This window comes from Archangium sp. Cb G35, from assembly GCF_001896145.1.
GTDB classification, from domain to species: domain Bacteria; phylum Myxococcota; class Myxococcia; order Myxococcales; family Myxococcaceae; genus Archangium; species Archangium violaceum.
The window spans coordinates 469,432-486,554 of record NZ_MPOI01000003.1 but is presented as its reverse complement, the minus strand read 5'-3'; the positions used below and the strand labels follow the sequence as shown (position 1 = coordinate 486,554).

Here is a 17,123-nt window from a genome sequence, read left to right as displayed (position 1 = left end):
GGCCGCGGCGTTAGAAGCCGCTCCCCGGGTGGGTTTTGTGGCAGGCGCCGGTGCACTGCTGGAAGGACTCGCGCCCGCCGCCGACGTACATGCTCTCGATGGGACCGAACTGCGCCACGTGCGAGTCGGGGTAGCTCTTGTGGCACGAGAGGCAGGCGGCCTTGCTGGTGCGCTGCGTGCTCTCCTTCGTCAGGTGGCAGGTGGCGCACTGCTCCTTGGGCGCCTCGAAGCGGTCCGAGCGCGAGTGGATGAAGTGGGTGCGCACCACGATGGGGCCCTCGAGCTCGAAACCCAGCGGGGCATGGCAGGCGGCGCATCCGGCGCGGTTGTCGTTGCCGTGCAGCACCTTGGTGAACTCACCGCCGTCGGTGTGGCACGTCTTGCAGGAGCCGGTGGTGAGGTTGGCCTGGGTGCGCGCGGGGTTGCCCACCTGGATTTCGATGGTGCGGCTGGCGGGGACGTCCTCGCCCAGGTAGACGCGGCGGCCCTTCACCGTCACCAGGTAGGTGCCGGGCTCGGCGTTGGCCGGAACCTGGTACGTCCACGAGGTGCTCACCGGCGCGTCCCAGCCCCCCTGCTCCGGGAAGAAGGCGCCGCCGAAGAGCTTGTTGGACGGCGGGAAGGTCTGGAACTGGGCGTAGACGCCGTCGCGCTCGAAGGTGCCGATGGTCTGCACGTCGTCCGGGCCGAGGAACGCGTCCAGCTCCACGATGCTGCGGATGGGTTGGATGCGCTGGGCGGGTCCGATGATCTGCGTCATCAGCATGCGCTCACGGTGCTTGCGGCGGTAGTACGTGGCGGAGGGGTCGATGAAGGCGAAGGCCCGGTAGTACTGGATGCCGGGCTCATTCTGCCCGAAAGTCACCTCGTTGTAGGAGGGCATGCTGCCCTCCGGGTGGAGGCGCTTGCCGGCGCCGTCCCGCAGCGCCATCTGGAAGGTGATGGCCGAGCCGGGCGCGTAGGTGCCATCCGCGCGCGCCGGGGTGACGGCCTTCACGTCGATGGAGAAGCCATACGCGTAGGTGGGCCGGGCCACCTGCTCCACGGGGATGGTGTACGCGGCGCCGGGGCGCAGCGACCAGTCCAGCTTCAGGGCCCGCGTGTCCGCCGAGAGCGTGAAGGAGGTGGCGCCGCTCCGGGCATTGCGCACCTCGACGAGCGCCTCCTCGGAGAAGTTCTTCGCGCCGCGGCAGTCCGTGGCGGTGCGGCAGTCGTTCGTCCACTGGATGGCGCGCAGGCGGCGGATGAAGAAGTCGTCGTTGGACTTGAAACGATCATCCTTGCCGATGTGCAGGCTGATCGTCTTTCCGGTGGGGCGGCCCCGCGCGTCCACGGGCTGCACGGTGAAGACACTCGGCTGCTCCATCCACTGTGCGTCGCGATAGAAGCGGCGGCGGGTGAAGGTGCCGTCCGGGTTGGCCAGGGGGATGGACTCCTCGTCCGCCAGCCGCACGCCCTGCCAGGGCAACTGCGCGAAGTCTCCCGTGCGCCGCAGGCCGTCCACGCCCTCGTCCCGCGTGGCGGTGATGGAGGCGCGCAGATCAATCTGGTTGATGAAGAAGCTCTGCCCGGCCTTCACCTTGAGCGGGATGCCGGTGCCGCCATCCACCTCGAGCGCCAGTCCGACCGGAGCGGCAGCCGGGGCCGGGCGCGCCTCCGCGGCCTGCGTGAGGGCCTGGCTCAGGCTCGTGGGCTCCGCCGGGGGAGACTCCTGCTCCGCGCAGCCTCCCGCGAGCAGGGCGAGAGCCATGAACCACAACCCCTTCCCACGACCCGGGTTGCGGACAGACGACTGCGACGGCACGTAGAGTGCTCCCATTCCGCTCATGGCGGCCCCTCCTCTTGGCGCTTGGCCTCGGGCGAACCCACCCCCGGCCCTGGTTCTCGACACCGGCCTCCGCTCCCTACCTGTGAGGTGGGGGGCCGGTGCTGTCTCGGCTGCTCCCCGTCGGCCAGGGAACAACTCGATTCGAGCCACGACAGAATAAAGTGATTCGACCTGGAATTTCAACTTCTATGGGAATTATTCAGCTTCCCGTGAAGTCCATTTTTGGGGGGTGGTGTGAGCCGTTGTGGGTGACGTGTGGGGTTGGGTGAGAGGAAGCGCCGCGTCACCCCCGAGACTCAGGACGGGGAGTGGAGGGAGGGCAGCTCGACGGTGAAGGTGGCGCCGTGGCCCGGGAGGCTGGAGACGTGGATGGTGCCGCCGTGGGCCTCGACGAGCTGGTGGACGATGTAGAGGCCGAGCCCGGTGCCTGGCCGTCCGGTGACGCCCAGGCGCTCGAAGCGGCCGAAGAGGCGGCCCTGTGCGTCCGGAGGCAGGCCCATGCCGTGGTCCTTCACGGCGAGCCGGACGCGTTCCCCCTCGGCGTGCACGTGCACCTCGACGGGCCGGCCCTGGCCGAACTTGAGGGCGTTGCTGAGCAGGTTGGTGGCCACGCGGTCCAGGCGCTGGCGATCCCACCGGCCGCGCACGGGGCCGGGTGCATGCACCACCAGGGTGCTGCCCGCGGCGGTGGCCTGGTCGGAGAAGCGCTCGGCCACCTCCCGGGCGAGGGCGGCCAGGTCCAGCTCCTCGAGCTCCGGGGGCAGCCGGTCGGCGGACAGGCGTGAGAGGTCCAGCAGGTCATGCACCATCAGTCCCATGCGGCGCGCCTCGCGCTCGATGAGGGCGAGCCCCTCCTGGGTGTGGGGATTCTCGCGCGTCTGGGCGCGCAGCCGCTGCAGGCGCAGCTGGAGCGCGAGCAGGGGATTGCCCAGGTCATGCGCGGCCACGCCCACCAGCTCGAGGGCCCCCTGCGCCTCGGCGCGCAGGCGCGCGTTCTCCCGGGCCAGCGCTTCCAGCCGGGGGTCCGGCTCGGAATCCCGCCCGTCATCCGGCCCGGAATCCGGCCCGGAAGCGTTCTGGCGCAGCGTCCAGCCCAGCGCGCACCCCACGGCCAGCCCCACGAAGCCCGTCGCCATCACCAGCACGCGCAGCTCGCCCGCCTCCCCGCCCAGGGTGGGCAGGGGCGCGGGCGCCAGGAGCAGGTAGCCCGCGAGGAGCAGGGCGAAGGCGAACAGGTTCACGCCCGCGCGAAGCGCGGCCGTTGGATGACGCGGCAGCATGTGGATCTCCCCCCCAGCGGCCCCGGACTCCGGCGCGCAGGTCGAGGCACCTTGCCTGGAGTGGGGGGGTGGAGGAATCGCCCGGATGGGCAGGGAGGTGTCGAATGGGTGACAGCGGCACCGCCCCGGGGTACGAGGCCGGTCCTGAATTCGAGGGGTTCGCGGGATGGCCGAGGGGGCGGGCCGGGGTTATGAGCGAACCCCCTTTCCACTTTGGAGGGTTCGTTTCCGACCATGTCCTTCGTTCCTGGCAACAAGGTCCGTTATCTCTCCCAGCCCGAGTGGGGCGTGGGGCATCTCCTGGAGCTGCAGGACGAGGGCGCCAAGGCGCTCGTCCTCTTTCCCGCCCGGACGGGGGAGCCGGTGCTGGTGTCCACCAAGGGTGGGGCGCTGGTGCATCACCAGTTGATGAAGGGTGAACCCGTGCAGACGGCCAAGGGCCGGCGGGCCACGGTGCTGGGCGAGGAGGAGGGCGGCCGGGGCCTGCGCCGGTACGTCCTCCGCTACACGGACACGGGCGAGGAGGACGAGATGCCCGAGTCCGAGGTGCACGCGCTCGCGCCGCGCTCGGACCTGCTGTCCACGCTGCGCGAGGGGCGGGTGGGGGACGCGCGCGCCTTTACGCTGCGCAAGCAGGCGCTGGTGATGGACGACGAGCGGCGGTGTGACGCGCTGGGCGCGCTGCTGGCCAGCCGGGTGATGGTGAAGCCGCACCAGGTGGGCGTGGTGCAGCGCGTGCTGAGCGCGCGCCGGCCGCGCTTCGTGCTCGCTGACGAGGTGGGCCTCGGGAAGACGATCGAAGCGGGCATGGTGTTCAGCGCGCTGCGGCTGTCGGGCCTGGCCCGGCGGGTGCTGGTGGTGGCGCCGAGCCACCTGACGGTGCAGTGGCTGGTGGAGCTCTTCCACAAGTTCAACCAGCTCTTCACGCTGATGGACTCGGAGCGCTACGCGCAGTCGCTGAAGGAGATGCCGGGGGTGTCGCCGTGGGCGCGCTTCCCGCTGGTGGTGACGAGCCTGGAGATGCTGGCGCGCGGCGAGGAGCACCGGCGCTCGGTGGCGGGCGAGGACGCCTTCTGGGACCTGGTCATCATCGACGAGGCGCACCACCTCAAGGGTGAGAAGGCCTTCGAGGCGGCCGAGGCGCTGGCGGGCAACAGCTGGGGCCTGCTGCTGCTGACGGCCACGCCCATGCAGTTGGACCCGGCCGAGTACCACGGGCTGTTGACGCTCATCGACGCGTCCACGGCGCCCACGGTGAAGGGGTTCGAGCAGCGGCTGGCGCGGCAGGAGGAGCTGAGCGCGGCGGTGCGCGGGCTGCTGGAGGGCAAGGAGGCGGCGGGGGCGGTGAAGGCCCTGGCGGCGCGCTTTCCGGACGACGCGAAGCTGAAGTCGCTGAAGGACAAGGACGCGCTGCTGCAACACCTGGCGGAGACGTACAGCCTGTCGGACCGGCTGGTGCGCAACCGGCGCGCGGTGGTGGGTGGGTTCTCCACGCGGCGTCTGCACCGGCACCCGGTGAAGCTGTCGGCCGAGGAGCTGAAGACGCGGGACGCGGCGCTGGCGGCGCTGGCGGAGAGCAACCTGCGTGGCGCGCCGCTGGGCAACCTGCTGCGCCGGCTGGAGTCGAGCCCCGCGGCGTTCGGCGAGGCCCTGCGCACGAACAAGGCGCTGGCCGGGGTGGCGGGGAGCCTGAAGCTGCCCACGCGCGACGCGAAGTTCGGCGCCTTCCTGGAGGTGCTGCGCGGCCGCATCTGGGGCGCGGAGCCGGGCGCGAAGGTGCTCGTGTTCACGGAGAGCCGGGACACGCTGGAGGCGCTGCGCACGGAGCTGGGGCGCGAGGGCGTGGAGGCGCTCGCCTACCATGGAGATCTTCCCATGGTGGAGCGGGACCGGCAGGTGGCGCGCTTCCGGGACCCCGAGGGCCCCAAGGTGCTGCTGTGCACGGAGGTGGGCGGCGAGGGCCGCAACTTCCAGTTCGCGCACCACCTGGTGCACTACGACCTGCCATGGAGCCCGTCCACGGTGGAGCAGCGGATTGGGCGCCTGGACCGTATCGGGCAGAACCACCCGGTGGAGATCCACGTGTTCGATCCGGCGGGGACGCTGGCGTCGGACGTGTTGATGCTGCTGGCGGACGCGGTGGGCGTGTTCGGCGAGACGGTGGGTGGCCTGGACGCGGTGCTGGAGGAGGTGGAGGAGCGGCTGACGGAGATGGCGCTGCTGCCGCGCGAGTCGCGGGTGGCGTACGCCTCGGAGCTGAAGGAGCGGGTGGAGAAGGCGCGGGCGCAGGTGAAGCGCGCGTATGACCCGCTGCTGGACATCCGCTCGTTCGACAAGGACGCGGTGGCGCGGCTGGTGACGCGGGCGCAGGAGCGCATCGGGGTGGAGGCCGGCGAGGAGGAGGAGCAGAGCCTCGAGGAAGGCCTGTGGAGCGTGGCGCGCGACCTCGACGAGAAGCTCGAGGAGACGGTGACGGAGCTGGCGCGGCGGGTGGGCATTGGCGTGGACACGGACGAGCAGGTGGATGCGTTCCAGTGCGCGTTCCAGTTCGGCCATGCGTTGAAGGTGGAGGGCCTGCCGGGAATCGACATCAACGAGGACCGGACGGTGCTGGGCACCTTCTGGCGGGACACGGCGGTGGAGGCGGAGGAGCTGGAGTACTTCGCGACGGGCCACTCGATTGTCGAGGCGCTGTTCGGCTTCCTGCGGGACGGGCCGTACGGACGCAGCGGGGCGCGCTTCATCGAGAAGCGGGGACCGCTGAAGGCGAAGGGCGTGGAGCTGCTCTACCACGTGCAGATGCCGGAGCCGGAGGACACGTCGCCGGGAGCACGGGTGCCGAGCCGGCAGATCGCCCGCTTCCTGGAGCGCACGCTGGTGCACGTGGCGGTGGTGGAGGGCGCCACGGGCCCGAAGGCGGACACGACGGTGCTGCCGGCGCTGGAGGCCGAGGGCAAGGGGCTGAAGGGCGACGAGTGGCTGCGCATCTTCCCGGGCTTCGGGGCGTTCGTGGAGCAGGGCATTCCGGTGGCGCAGAAGGCCGCCGAGGCGGAGATGGCGAAGCTGCAGACGCGGGCGCGCAAGGCGATCGAATCCGAGCGCGACGGCGCACTGGAGCGCATGAAGTTGTCGCTGACGCACCAGGGGCTGGAGGCGGAGGCGGTGGAGGCCCAGTTGTCCGCGGAGCACACGCACTACGAGCGGCTGCTGAGGGCGCTGGCGGGCGCGAAGGTGGTGCTCGACTCGGCGTGTGGCTTCGTCATCAACCGCTAGGTTGAACAAAGGTTGTCAAACCCTCTGCGGACCCTGGACTCCTCACTCCGCCCCTATCCCCTCTCCCCCTGGGAGAGGGACGGGGTGAGGGTTTGAATCCCCGTTCTCCCGCTCTGGAAAAAAACCGTGGCGCCGCTGCGAGAGACGGAAACAGCGGTCGCCCGGTTGCCCGTCAGGCCATGCGTGACGCGGAAGAGACGAGCGAACGCGGGCGTATTTGTTTTGGACATAAACAAGTATTACCGAGACCGGTTTACGCCAGCCCCTGGGGCGGTACACCTCATGAGAACCGCACCATGTACGGACCTTCACTGCGCGACGACACCTTCGAGCCCTGTACCCATGCCGGGAGCAGTGGGCCGCCGCGCGTCTCTTCCCGCCATGGCGCGAGCGCCATGAGCTGAGCCGGGGAGACGACATGCTCGAACAGAACTCGCAGGCCGTTCTGGAACTGGTGGACGCGCGGGACGATCAAGCCCAGCACCTCATCGACAGTCTCCAGGATTACGCCATCTTCATGCTCGACCTGTCGGGGCGGGTGAGGAGCTGGAACAACGGAGCGGAGCGCATCATCGGTTACACCCGGGAGGAGATCCTCGGGAAGCACATCTCCATCTTCTCTCCGCCCGATGAGAGCAACACCGGCAAGAGCGAGTACGAGCTGCGGATCGCCACGACGGAAGGCCGTTTCGAGGAGGAGGGCTGGCGGGTGCGCAAGAACGGGGAGCGTTTCTGGGCGAGCGTGATTCTCACCGCGATGCGCGACGCGAAGGGCCGGGTCACCGGGTTCGCGAAGGTGACGAGGGACCTGACCGAGCGCCGGAAGGCCGAGGAGGAGCTGCGGCAGAGCGAGGAGCGCTTCCGGGCGCTGGTCACGAGCGTGAAGGACTACGCCATCTTCATGGTGGGGCCGGACGGGCGCGTGGAGAGCTGGAACCTGGGAGCGCAGCGCATCAAGGGCTACGAGGCGAAGGAGATCATCGGCCAGCCCATCACGCGCTTCTACCCGGAGGAGGCGGTGGCGCAGGGCAGGCCGTGGGCGCTCCTGAACGAGGCGGCGATGGTGGGCCGCGTGGAGGACGAGGGCTGGCGGGTGCGCAAGGACGGGACGCTCTTCTGGGCGGATGTGGTCATCACCGCCGTGCGCGACGAGAGCGGACAGTTGAGGGGCTTCGCGAAGGTGACGAGGGATCTGACGGAGCGCAAGCGATCGGAGGAGGAGCGGCTGCGGCTCGCGCAGGCGCAGGCGGCCATCCGGCTGCGCGACGAGTTCCTCGCCATCGCCTCGCACGAGCTGAAGACGCCGCTCACGGCGCTCCAGCTCCAGCTGCATAGCCTGAGGGGAAAGGGAGGCTCGCTCGAGCCGGGGGTTTCCTCGAAGCTGGACCGCGCGGTCCGCAGCACGGATCGGCTGGCGGGCCTCATCGAGACGCTGCTCGACGTGTCGCGGCTGAGCACGGGCCAGCTCACGCTCAAGCCGGAGCGGATGGAGTTGCTGGCCACGGTGCACGACGTGACGGAGCGGTTGAGCGAGGCGGCGGCCCAGGCGGAGTGTCCGCTGCGGGTGAGGGAAGGGCCTCCGGTGGAGGGGACGTGGGATCGCCTGCGCATCGAGCAGGTCATCTCCAACCTGCTGTCCAACGCGTTCAAGTACGCGGCGGGGAGTCCGGTGGAGCTCTCGGTGTCGCGGGAGGGCGCGGAGGCGGTGCTCGAGGTGCAGGACCGGGGGCCGGGCATCCCGGAGAAGGACATGGAGCGGTTGTTCAACCGGTTCGAGCGGGCCGCGCCGATGAAGCACTACGGTGGGCTGGGCCTGGGGCTGTACGTGGCCCGGGAGATCGTCCACGCCCACGGCGGGCGCATCTCGGTGGAGAACCCGCCGGAGGGTGGGGCGCGCTTCACGGTGCGCCTGCCCGTGTGAAACTCAGACGCGCAGCTTCTCGCGCAGCGCCTTGGCCCGGCTCTGCATGTCGGGATCCAGGCTGGTGAGCTCGATGCCCTTGAGGCGCTGATCCAGGCTCTTGGGCACCTTCGTCTTCACCAGCTTGCCCTCGGCCTCCAGCTCCTCCAGCCTGCCCAGCGCCTTGTCCACGATCCGCTCGCGCGGGTGGCCCAGCAGGCTGTCCAGGAAGTACGGGTCCTCGGGCAGCTCGGGGTACTTCTCCAGGTAGTCCAGCACCCCCTGCGCCCATGCCCGCGGATCCTCGGCGGACTCCATCAGCTTCTGCATCGCCTGCTTCTGCGCCTTGCGCTTGCCCTCGGGATCGAAGGTCTTCGCCAGGCCCTCGGGCAGCTCGCCGCCCGTGAAGAGCGCGTCCGCCGCCGCCTTGTACTTCTGGTACGACGCGCTGCGCTCGATGCGCTGCTGCGCCGGATCATCCTGCCGCGAGGTGTGCCCCCGGCCCTTGCCGCGCGAAGCGTCGATCTCCCGCCAGCTCTTCGTCCGTTTGCCGGAGAAGCCTCCACCGCCCCGATCGTCGTCCTTGTCACGTGCCATTCTTCATTTTCCCTTCCGAGCACTCCACAGCGCCGTCAGTCCGCGCTTCACCAGGGTGCGTGCCGTCGCCAGCTCCTCGGGTGACAGGGGGTGCTCCTCGTCCTGCTCCGCCTCGAACAACGCCTCGTCCGCGTATGCGGTCAGGGCCGTGGGCACTGGCGAAGTCTCCATGCCCGGTGTCTCCAGTGCCGCGGGAGCCACGCTCGCCAGTCCCTGCGGCCAGCCAAGCTCCAGCATGGCGTGCAGCTCGAAGAGCAGGTGACGGGCGACTCCGTATCCTTCGTCCGACAGCCCCGCGGCGTCAAGCACACCCAGCAGCGCGTCCTGCTTGTTTTCGAACGCATCGTTCAGCCGGGTGCGCGCCTTCTCGTCGTCTTCCAGATAACGCCAGGCCCCCTCCACGAATGCCGTGTCCGGCTCGCCCGGAGCGAAGGGCTGGGGTGGCTCCGTCTTCTGCTTCTTCGGCCGGGGCGGGCGCGGGCCGTCCTCCAGCCGCACCTGCTTGCCTTCCTGCACCAGGTCCCACAACCCCAGCAGGTTCTGGAAGAGGCGGCGCGCCAGCTCGGGGGACTCGAATCGGGGCTCCTGCCCGAAGAGGCTGGGAATCACTTCCTGGGAGGGGCGTCCCTCGGCGTGGGCCTGGCGCATGTGCGCCAGCACCGTGAGGCTGTCATGTGAGGTGCCCGCGAGCTCCAGCAGCCCGTCGAGCACCTGCGCGCCCTCGAACTGGCGCACGAACTCCATCTTCTTGGATCGGGAACGGCTCATGGGGTGCGCACCGTAGCGCCCGGACGGCGGAGAGGCACGTGGCTCATCACGTGCCTCAATGTTGGGTGGGTTCCCATTCGCCCATCAGGCCGTCCTGGTGCTGCTTGGGGTTGGTGGGCCATTCGTAGTCCTCGGGCATGTGGCCTCCGCCCTGCTCGGCCGAGCCAATCCAGCTCACGTCCGGGAAACGCGGGTCATGGCTGGGGTAGCTCGGCTCCGGCTCGTCCGTCACCTCGGTGCGGTTGGGGGGCACCACGAAGGGGGTGTCGATGGGCTTGTCGGGGTAGATGATCGCCATATGCGGGCTCCTCCGCCCCCAACCATGGGGATGACTCCACCCGGAGGCCCGGCCCGCCCTGGGGAGACCGGCCAGGGAGCCAGCGGCATGCCCGACCCTTCCTGTTCTGGACGAGACCCGTGGCCACCCTTTGTGCCTTCCGTTTCCTCCCCTCCGACCCTAGTGTGACGCCTCGTCCATGAGCGATCTGTCCTCGGAGAGATTGAAGGCCGCGGTGCTGGCGCTGTACCAGGCCCGCCCGGTGGAAGGGCCTCCCGGTGATGACGGCCAGCGCTCTGTCTGGCACCTGTCCACCCAGGGGGCGGAGCTGCTGTCCTTCGTGGACCCGGAGGGCCGCGTGCAGCGCCAGGAACTCACACTTCTGGACGAACACTGCGTGTGGTCCAGTGGCGTGGGCCTGCGCACCGGACGGGTGGAGCAGGATGGGGCCGTGCGCACCGAGACGAGTGTCGTCCACCCGGATGCCCAGCCCGTTCCCGCCCGGCTGCTGCGCGCCGCGCTCGCCCTCGAGCACTACCAGGGGGAGGACCGTTACATTCAACACATCCAGCGTGTGCTCGCGCTCGCGCGCCAGGGGCTCGTGCTCTCCGGAGGCACCGGGGCCGTGGCCGTGGCGCCTGCCGCTCCCGCGCCCGTGAGCCCCACGCCTCCGGTTTCCGCTTCCGCTTCCGCTTCCGCCGCGCCCGCGTCCACGTCTCATAGCGCTTCGGCCGGGGCGCAGACTCCACTGCCCCTCCAGCTGCCCGTCGTGGACCCCGTCATGCTCCAGAGGCAGAAGACGGAGGGCCTGACCATGCTCGTCGTCCTCGGGCTGGGGCTGCTGCTCAGCGTGTGGCTGCTGTTCTGGCTCCTGTGAGCTGTCCCCTCTCCCAGAGGGAGAGGGAGCATGCGGAACTCAAGCGGCGACGGCGCCCTCTCCGAGCAGCTGGGCGTAGCGTCCACCTCGCGCCGACAGCTCCGCGTGCGTGCCCGCCTCCACCACCCGCCCCGCATCCAGCACGACGATGAGGTCCGCGTCGCGCACCGTGGACAGCCGGTGCGCGATGACGAGCACCGTCCTCCCCTTCATCAACGCCGCCAGGCCCGCGCCCACCGCCGCCTCGCTCTGTGCGTCCAGTGCGCTCGTGGGCTCGTCCAGCAGCAGCACCGAGGGCCGGCACAGGAAGGCCCTCGCCAGGGCCAGCCGCTGCCGCTGTCCACCTGACAGTCGCGCGCCACGCTCACCCACCGGCTCGTCCAGGCCTCCCGGCAGGGCGCCCACGAAGTCCTCCGCGTGCGCCAGCCGCAGCGCCTCCCAGAGCTCCGCGTCGGTGGCCTCGGGCCGCCCCAGCAGCAGGTTGTGCCGCACGCTGCCCGAGAAGAGCACCGGCTCCTGCGGCACCCATGCCATCTGCGCCCGCACACTGGAGGGCTTCAACTGGGACAGCGGTGTCCCATCCCAGCCCACCGTGCCGCCGCTCGGGGGCAGGAAGCCCAGCAGCACGGAGAAGAGCGTCGTCTTGCCCGCGCCCGAGGCCCCCACCAGCGCCACCCGGGCTCCCGCCGGCACCGTGAGGTCCACCCCGCGCAGCGCCTCGCGGCCGTCCGCGTAGGTGGCGCGCAGGCCCTCGAGCGTCAATGCCCGGGTGAGCGGCCCGGCCTCCGCTCCCTCGTCTGGCGGCACCGGCACGTCCACCACCGCGAAGAGGCGCTCGGCCGCCACCAGTCCGATGAGCACCTGGGACAGCGTGCCACTGAGCGACTTCACCGGCTGGTAGAGCAGCAGCACCGCGGCGAGGAAGGACAGCAGCCGCCCGGAGAGCGACGGGTCCGCGGAGATGGCCCGCGCGCCCCAGGCCACCGCCAGCGCCACGCCGACAATCCCCATCACCTCCACCGTGGGGCTGTACGCCCCGCGCAGGAAGAGCGAGCGGCGCATCTGCCCGAGGTAGCGCTCCGACTCGGCCTCGAAGGACTCCAGCGCCCGCGGCGTGCCCCCATAGGCCTGCACCACGGGCAGGGCCTGCAGTTGCTCCGCGGTGAGCGCGGTGAGGGCACCCAGGCTCGTCTGCGAGCGGTTGGCCACCTTCTTCAGCGAGCGCGCGAAGCTGCGCACCGGCAGCACCGTGAGCGGCATCACCACGAAGGTGACGAGGAAGAGCTTCGCGTCGATGAGCAGACACGTGACGAGCAGCGCCAGAATCTGCAGCCCGTCCCTCACATACGAGGAGAGCGCCTGCGTCACGGAGAACTCCACCAGCGGCACGTCCGCGGTGAAGCGGGTGAGCAACTCACCCGAGTGCTGCTTCTCGAAGAAGGCCGGTGGCTGGGCGAGCAGCCGGGCGTACAGGAAGCCGCGCAGGTCCGCCATCACCCGCTGCCCCAACCGCTGCATCCACCCGCCCTGGAGGAAGGCCGCCGTGGCCTTCACTGCCGCCATGGCCACCACCAGCAGGGGCAGCACACCGAGCAGTTGCTTGCCCGGCAGCGTGAATCCCGCCAGCACCACGGGTGTTCCCGTAAGGACAGCGTGTAGCAGCGGCCCCACCAGCCAGGCGTACCCCGAGGTGGCGGCGGCAGCGGCCAGGGAGGCGCTCACACCGCACACCAGCAGCCTCCGATAGGGACGGAGGTATCCCAGCAGGCGGCGATAGACGTGTGGAGCAGGACGGGGGGCCACGGCGGAGCGCGCACTCTCTCACTGAGAAGCCTCCCCGGCAAAGGCCCGCGCTCGCCCGCTCGTCCCGCGGCCGGGTATTCGATCCATGTGGGAGCTTTCATTGCCCCTGCGGGAAGCGGCGGACAGCTTTCCGCTAGCCATGGACAACACCAACACTGGGAAAGAGGCGCTGTTCAGTCCGGGCTGTGAGCCGGTGGTCGAGGACGAAGAGCGCCGTCGGCTCTTGTGGCTGATGGCGGAGTACTTCCGCACCATCGGCTGCACGGACCTCAAGGCTCGGCTGCCCGGCTTCATGCCACCGCCCATTCTTTCGGGCACCATCGAGGACCATCGGCCAGACTTCACCTGCCGACAGTCCGATTCGGCTCGCACCCCCATCATCCTGGAGATCGTCACTCCGGGCATGGTGGAAGACCCCACCACGGAGAACCGCTGGAGCCTCCTGTCCAGCGCCGCCAAGCTCTACAACGCGGAGCTGCACTTCGTGGTCCCCAAGTGGGCGTCCAGGGGAGCCGTTGATCCGGTGCTCAAACGGCGGCTCGCTCGCATGGAGCTGACGGCCAACCGGGTCTGGACGGTCTGAGGCCCCCCGTTTCGAGCGTTCATCCCGAAGCGCCCGCCCCTCCAAAGAGGGGCGGGCGCGGATTGCCGGGCCTTCCGCCTGCGTTATAGTGATTTCGAAGAGTACGCGGGCTTGGAAAGTCCAATAAATCCAGGGGTTTGAACGCAATGCCAGCGGCGGCGGGCCAGAAGCGCGACTACTACGAGGTACTGGGAGTCCAGAAGAACGTCTCGGGGCAAGAGCTCAAGAGCGCGTTCCGCAAGGTGGCGTTGCAGTACCACCCGGACCGGAACCCCGGAAACAAGGATGCCGAGGATAAGTTCAAGGAGGCCTCGGAAGCCTATGAGGTGCTGAGCGACCCGGAGCGGCGGGCCCGGTACGACCGGTTCGGCCATGCGGGCGTGGGTGGCGCGGCCGGGGGAGACCCGTTCGGCGGCGGCTTCCAGGGCGTCAACATCAACGACATCTTCGGAGAGATTTTCGGAGACATCTTCGGGGGGCGGGGTGGCCGGGGCCGGGTGAGCAACCGCGGCGCGGACCTGCGCTTCAACCTGGAGATTTCCTTCGAGGAGGCGGCGTTCGGCTGCCGTCCGAAGGTGCCGATTCCGCGCCCGAAGAAGTGCGACACGTGCAGTGGCTCGGGCAGCAAGAGCGGCTCGGCGCCCAAGGCGTGCGGCACGTGCGGCGGCACGGGCGAGCTGCGCTTCACCCAGGGCTTCTTCGCGGTGAGCCGGCCGTGCACGGACTGCGGCGGCACGGGCGCGGTGGTGCCGGATCCGTGCGGCAAGTGCCGGGGCTCGGGCAAGGTGCCGGCCGAGGAGGTCATCGAGGTCAACATCCCCGCGGGTGTGGACAACGGCACGCGGGTGCGGCTCGGCGGCATGGGCGAGCCGGGTGACCGGGGCGGACCTTCGGGTGATCTGTACGTGACGGTCATCGTCCGGGAGCACTCGCTCTTCCAGCGCGAGGACTACGACGTCTTCTGCGAGGTGCCCATCTCCTTCACGCAGGCGGCGCTGGGCGCGAAGATCGACGTGCCCACGCTGGACGGGAAGGTGAAGATGACCATTCCCGAGGGCACGCAGTCGGGCAAGGTGTTCCGGCTCAAGGGCAAGGGCATTCCGCACCTGCACAGCGGCCAGCGCGGGGACCAGCACGTGCGCGTGATGGTGGAGACGCCCACGGGGCTGACGCAGAAGCAGCGCGAGCTGCTCGAGAAGTTCGCCGACGCCAGCGGGGAAGAGGTGCACCCGCAGTCGAAGAACTTCTTCGAGAAGGTGCGCGAGCTGTTCGGCTGAAACACCCCTCTCCCACCGGGAGAGGGACAGGGTGAGGGTGCCGCGGACCACGGAGTCCGGGCACCCTTTTCCATTTCTGGAGGTCCCTACTGCACGGTGATGATGTCCGACAGGGACAGCACGCCCGAGATGGGGATGGGGAGGTTGAACACCTGCTGGAGGATGTCTTCGTCCGAGGTGGTGTTCACGTCGAAGGTAAAGACATACGAGCGGCCCGAGGACAGCAGCCCGGGCGGCAGCCGCGTGCGGGTGTCATCGGTCCGGATGGAACCCACGTACTGGCTCACCGTCGCGGAGCCCTCCACCGAGAGCTCGTGGATGAAGAGGATGTAGTGGTAGCGCTCGCCCGGCACGGGGGGCGGCGCCACCCAGCTCACCTCGGGCGTGGTGGTGGCGAGGGTGACGGGCTGCTGCGCGTCCATGCCCTCGATGCGCGGCTGCTGCACGGTACCGAACTGGGGGGCGATCTTCCCGGAGAAGAACCCGGGGAGCTGCTCCGAGTGTGAGGCGCTGCCGGCGATGATGGCCGGCGTATCCGTCCCGGGCAGCTGGTAGGTCACCGCGAAAGCGGTCTCCGTGGTGCCCACGGGCATCCAGCTCGCGGGATAGGGATTGGCGTAGGTGAGGGTGGTGCGCAGCTCGTCCACGATGGGCGGCAGGCCAATCTCCACGAGCAGGGGAATGGGGCTGATGGTGCCGTAGGTGTGCGGCATGGGCTGGATGTCGACGATCATCACCTGCGCGGCCACGCTGGCGCGCGGGTGGATGGCGGGGGCCAGGTTCCTGAACGCGGCCATGTCCCAGTGCAGGGGCGCCGTGAGCGCGGGGGGCTCGGCCATGGTGCCGGAGATCGTCTGCGTCTCCCCCGGCTTGGATTGGAACTCGGGAGCCTCGAAGGAGCGGCTGACGGAGCGGTAGCTCAACGTCTCACCGCTGCCCTCGAGTGGGGCGGTGCGGCTGGTGAGCTGGGTAAGCAGGACGCGGTCCCCCTGCGCCGGGTCGATGAGCGGCTGGCCCGTGCGGACCGTATAGGTGAAGGTGCCCGAGGTCGCCCCCACGGTGGCGGTGGGCGTGAGCCGGAAGCGCGCCACATTGAGGTTGGTGGAGAAGAGGGTGAGGCCGTCCGTGCTCTGGTACGGGTGGAGGTTGTCGAGGTTGAAGACGATCGTCGCGCCGCTGACGTCCGCGGGCTGGGTCGCGGCGTCGGGCCGGCCGATGCTCGTGTTCGTGGAGAGCTTCACCTCCCGGGCGTCCGTCACCACGTAGGTGGTGGGATCGAAGCGCAGGTAGTACGGGCCGGCGGGGACGTTGGGGATGACGAAGGTGCCGTCCGCCTTGCCCACGCCTTCATGGGTGACGAAGGTGCCACCCTCCTCGACGAGCGCCTTGGGCGCGTCGGTGGAGAGGTCCACCGGGCGGCGGACCTCCCCGGCGTTCGTCAGGGAGAGCATGTCCAACTGCCCGGTGACGTCGGGAGGTACCCCCGCGTCGGTGCCCGCGTCCGTCCCCCCATCCGGAGTGGGATCCGTTGGGGACGGACAGCCGGCCGACGCCAGGGTGAGTGCCAGACAGGACAGCAGGGAGGCCAGAGAAGGTTTGGGGTTCATCCTTCTCAAATACCCTGAATCCGGGAATCCTGGCTACGAGGCCACCCGCCGGGCATCCGCCTCGGGATCCACGAGGCGGCCCGAGTCCAGCCGGACGAGCCGGTCGGCGACGTGGAAGTAGCGGTCGTCGTGGCTGATGACGAGCACGGCCTTGCCCGCGCGCTTCATCTCGGGGAGCAGCTCCTCGTAGAAGATCTGCTTGAAGACGGGGTCCTGGTCCGCGGCCCACTCGTCGAAGACGTAGATGGGGCGGTCCTCCAGCCACGAGGCGAGCAGCGCCAGACGCTTGCGCTGACCCAGGGACAGCTCGGTGGTGGAGAGCTTCCCGTCGGTGACGCGCACCTTCTGGTCCAGGTTCAGCCGCTTCAGGTAGTGCGCCACCTTCTCGGAGCGCTCCTGCGGGGCCAGGCCGAGCAGGCTCTCGAAGAGGTGGAAGTCCGAGAAGACGGTGGAGAAGAGCTGGCGGTAGGTGTCGCGCGTCTCGTCGGTGACGGGCTGGCCATCCAGCCGCACCTCGCCGGACTCGGGCGTGTAGAGGCCGGTGAAGAGCTTGGCGAGGCTCGTCTTGCCGCTGCCGTTGCCACCCACCAGGAAGAGCAGCTCGCCCGGCGCCAGGCTCAGGTTGATGGGCCCGAGGGTGAAGCGGCTGTCGTCGTTCTCGCGGTGGTAGGTATGGGTGACGTCCACCAGCTCCAGTTTCTGGAAGGCGCTCGGGGCCGTGTTCGCGGCGAGGGCCCGGGCCGACTCGGCGGCGGTCTCCAGGGTCAGGCCCATCTCCTCCACCTTCTTCATCGCCACGTCCGCGCGCGCCAGGAAGGGGACGAACTCGGTGAGCGTCTGCAGCGGCTGCTGCAGGTAGAGCACGGTGAGCGTGTAGCCCGTCAGCTCGGCCAGGCTCAGCGGGCTGAAGGCCGGCATGGCGAAGATGAGCAGGCCGATGACGACGAAGAACAGGAACATGCCCCAGCTGCTGCTGGCCGAGTAGATGTTGAGGCTGCGGGTGTACAGGCTGCGCAGCGTGCCGGCCGTGCCCTCCAGCTGCTCGCCGAGGAA

The 17,123-nt window shown here is 69.6% G+C and carries 13 protein-coding genes (1 of these 13 running past the window's edge); 5 read left to right on the top strand and 8 right to left on the bottom strand.

From position 1 onward, the window contains the following. Positions 1-10: 10 nt before the first annotated feature. The gene (locus BO221_RS12300; RefSeq protein WP_073560607.1) at positions 11-1,828 is read right to left on the bottom strand and encodes a cytochrome C; all 1,818 of its coding nucleotides are present in this window, start codon (positions 1,826-1,828) and stop codon (positions 11-13) included. Positions 1,829-2,124: 296 nt separating this feature from the next. Continuing rightward, complete coding sequence (locus BO221_RS12295; RefSeq protein WP_073560606.1) at positions 2,125-3,108, bottom strand: sensor histidine kinase KdpD; 984 nt, start codon at positions 3,106-3,108, stop codon at positions 2,125-2,127. Between the two features lie 234 nt (positions 3,109-3,342). Between BO221_RS12295 and BO221_RS12290 the strand changes: the two genes are divergently transcribed. Beyond that, the gene (locus BO221_RS12290) at positions 3,343-6,381 is read left to right on the top strand and encodes a helicase-related protein (protein WP_073560605.1); all 3,039 of its coding nucleotides are present in this window, start codon (positions 3,343-3,345) and stop codon (positions 6,379-6,381) included. 418 nt (positions 6,382-6,799) lie between these two features. Then, entirely contained in the window at positions 6,800-8,302 is a 1,503-nt protein-coding gene (locus tag BO221_RS12285; protein ID WP_073560604.1) for a PAS domain S-box protein, read from the top strand. Positions 8,303-8,305: 3 nt separating this feature from the next. Here the strand turns inward: BO221_RS12285 and BO221_RS12280 are convergent, their stop codons facing one another. Genes BO221_RS12280 through BO221_RS12270 form a run of 3 tightly spaced genes read right to left on the bottom strand, consistent with a single transcriptional unit; the run spans position 8,306 to position 9,944 of the window. After that, positions 8,306-8,878: a hypothetical protein gene (locus tag BO221_RS12280; RefSeq protein WP_043390805.1), complete on the bottom strand. Its 573-nt coding sequence runs from the start codon at positions 8,876-8,878 to the stop codon at positions 8,306-8,308. A 3-nt stretch (positions 8,879-8,881) separates the two neighbouring features. Further along, positions 8,882-9,646, bottom strand: coding sequence for a hypothetical protein (locus tag BO221_RS12275; RefSeq protein WP_073560603.1), 765 nt, complete (start codon positions 9,644-9,646; stop codon positions 8,882-8,884). A 55-nt stretch (positions 9,647-9,701) separates the two neighbouring features. Then, complete coding sequence (locus BO221_RS12270) at positions 9,702-9,944, bottom strand: hypothetical protein (RefSeq protein ID WP_073560602.1); 243 nt, start codon at positions 9,942-9,944, stop codon at positions 9,702-9,704. Positions 9,945-10,122: 178 nt separating this feature from the next. Here BO221_RS12270 and BO221_RS12265 point away from each other — a divergent pair, with 178 nt between their 5' ends. Further along, positions 10,123-10,800, top strand: a complete 678-nt coding sequence (locus BO221_RS12265) for a hypothetical protein (RefSeq protein WP_073560601.1) — start codon at positions 10,123-10,125, stop codon at positions 10,798-10,800. Positions 10,801-10,839: 39 nt separating this feature from the next. Here BO221_RS12265 and BO221_RS57310 read toward each other — a convergent pair whose 3' ends face one another. Beyond that, the gene (locus BO221_RS57310; RefSeq protein ID WP_073560600.1) at positions 10,840-12,603 is read right to left on the bottom strand and encodes an ABC transporter ATP-binding protein; all 1,764 of its coding nucleotides are present in this window, start codon (positions 12,601-12,603) and stop codon (positions 10,840-10,842) included. Between the two features lie 139 nt (positions 12,604-12,742). Here BO221_RS57310 and BO221_RS12255 point away from each other — a divergent pair, with 139 nt between their 5' ends. Together BO221_RS12255 and dnaJ are read left to right on the top strand one after the other, a co-directional pair. Beyond that, a complete protein-coding gene (locus tag BO221_RS12255) occupies positions 12,743-13,186 on the top strand; it encodes a hypothetical protein (RefSeq protein WP_043390796.1) in 444 nt (147 codons plus the stop codon). 146 nt (positions 13,187-13,332) lie between these two features. Continuing rightward, complete coding sequence (dnaJ, locus tag BO221_RS12250) at positions 13,333-14,463, top strand: molecular chaperone DnaJ (RefSeq protein ID WP_073560599.1); 1,131 nt, start codon at positions 13,333-13,335, stop codon at positions 14,461-14,463. An 86-nt stretch (positions 14,464-14,549) separates the two neighbouring features. Here dnaJ and BO221_RS12245 read toward each other — a convergent pair whose 3' ends face one another. Both BO221_RS12245 and BO221_RS12240 read right to left on the bottom strand, forming a co-directional pair. Further along, complete coding sequence (locus BO221_RS12245; protein WP_073560598.1) at positions 14,550-16,070, bottom strand: hypothetical protein; 1,521 nt, start codon at positions 16,068-16,070, stop codon at positions 14,550-14,552. Between the two features lie 33 nt (positions 16,071-16,103). Continuing rightward, positions 16,104-17,123 carry the 3' portion of a cyclic peptide export ABC transporter gene (locus tag BO221_RS12240; protein WP_073560597.1) on the bottom strand. 624 nt of this gene lie beyond the right edge of the window, so 1,020 of the gene's 1,644 nt are visible here — the last part of the coding sequence; its start codon lies off the right edge, out of view — the gene reads right to left on this strand; its stop codon occupies positions 16,104-16,106.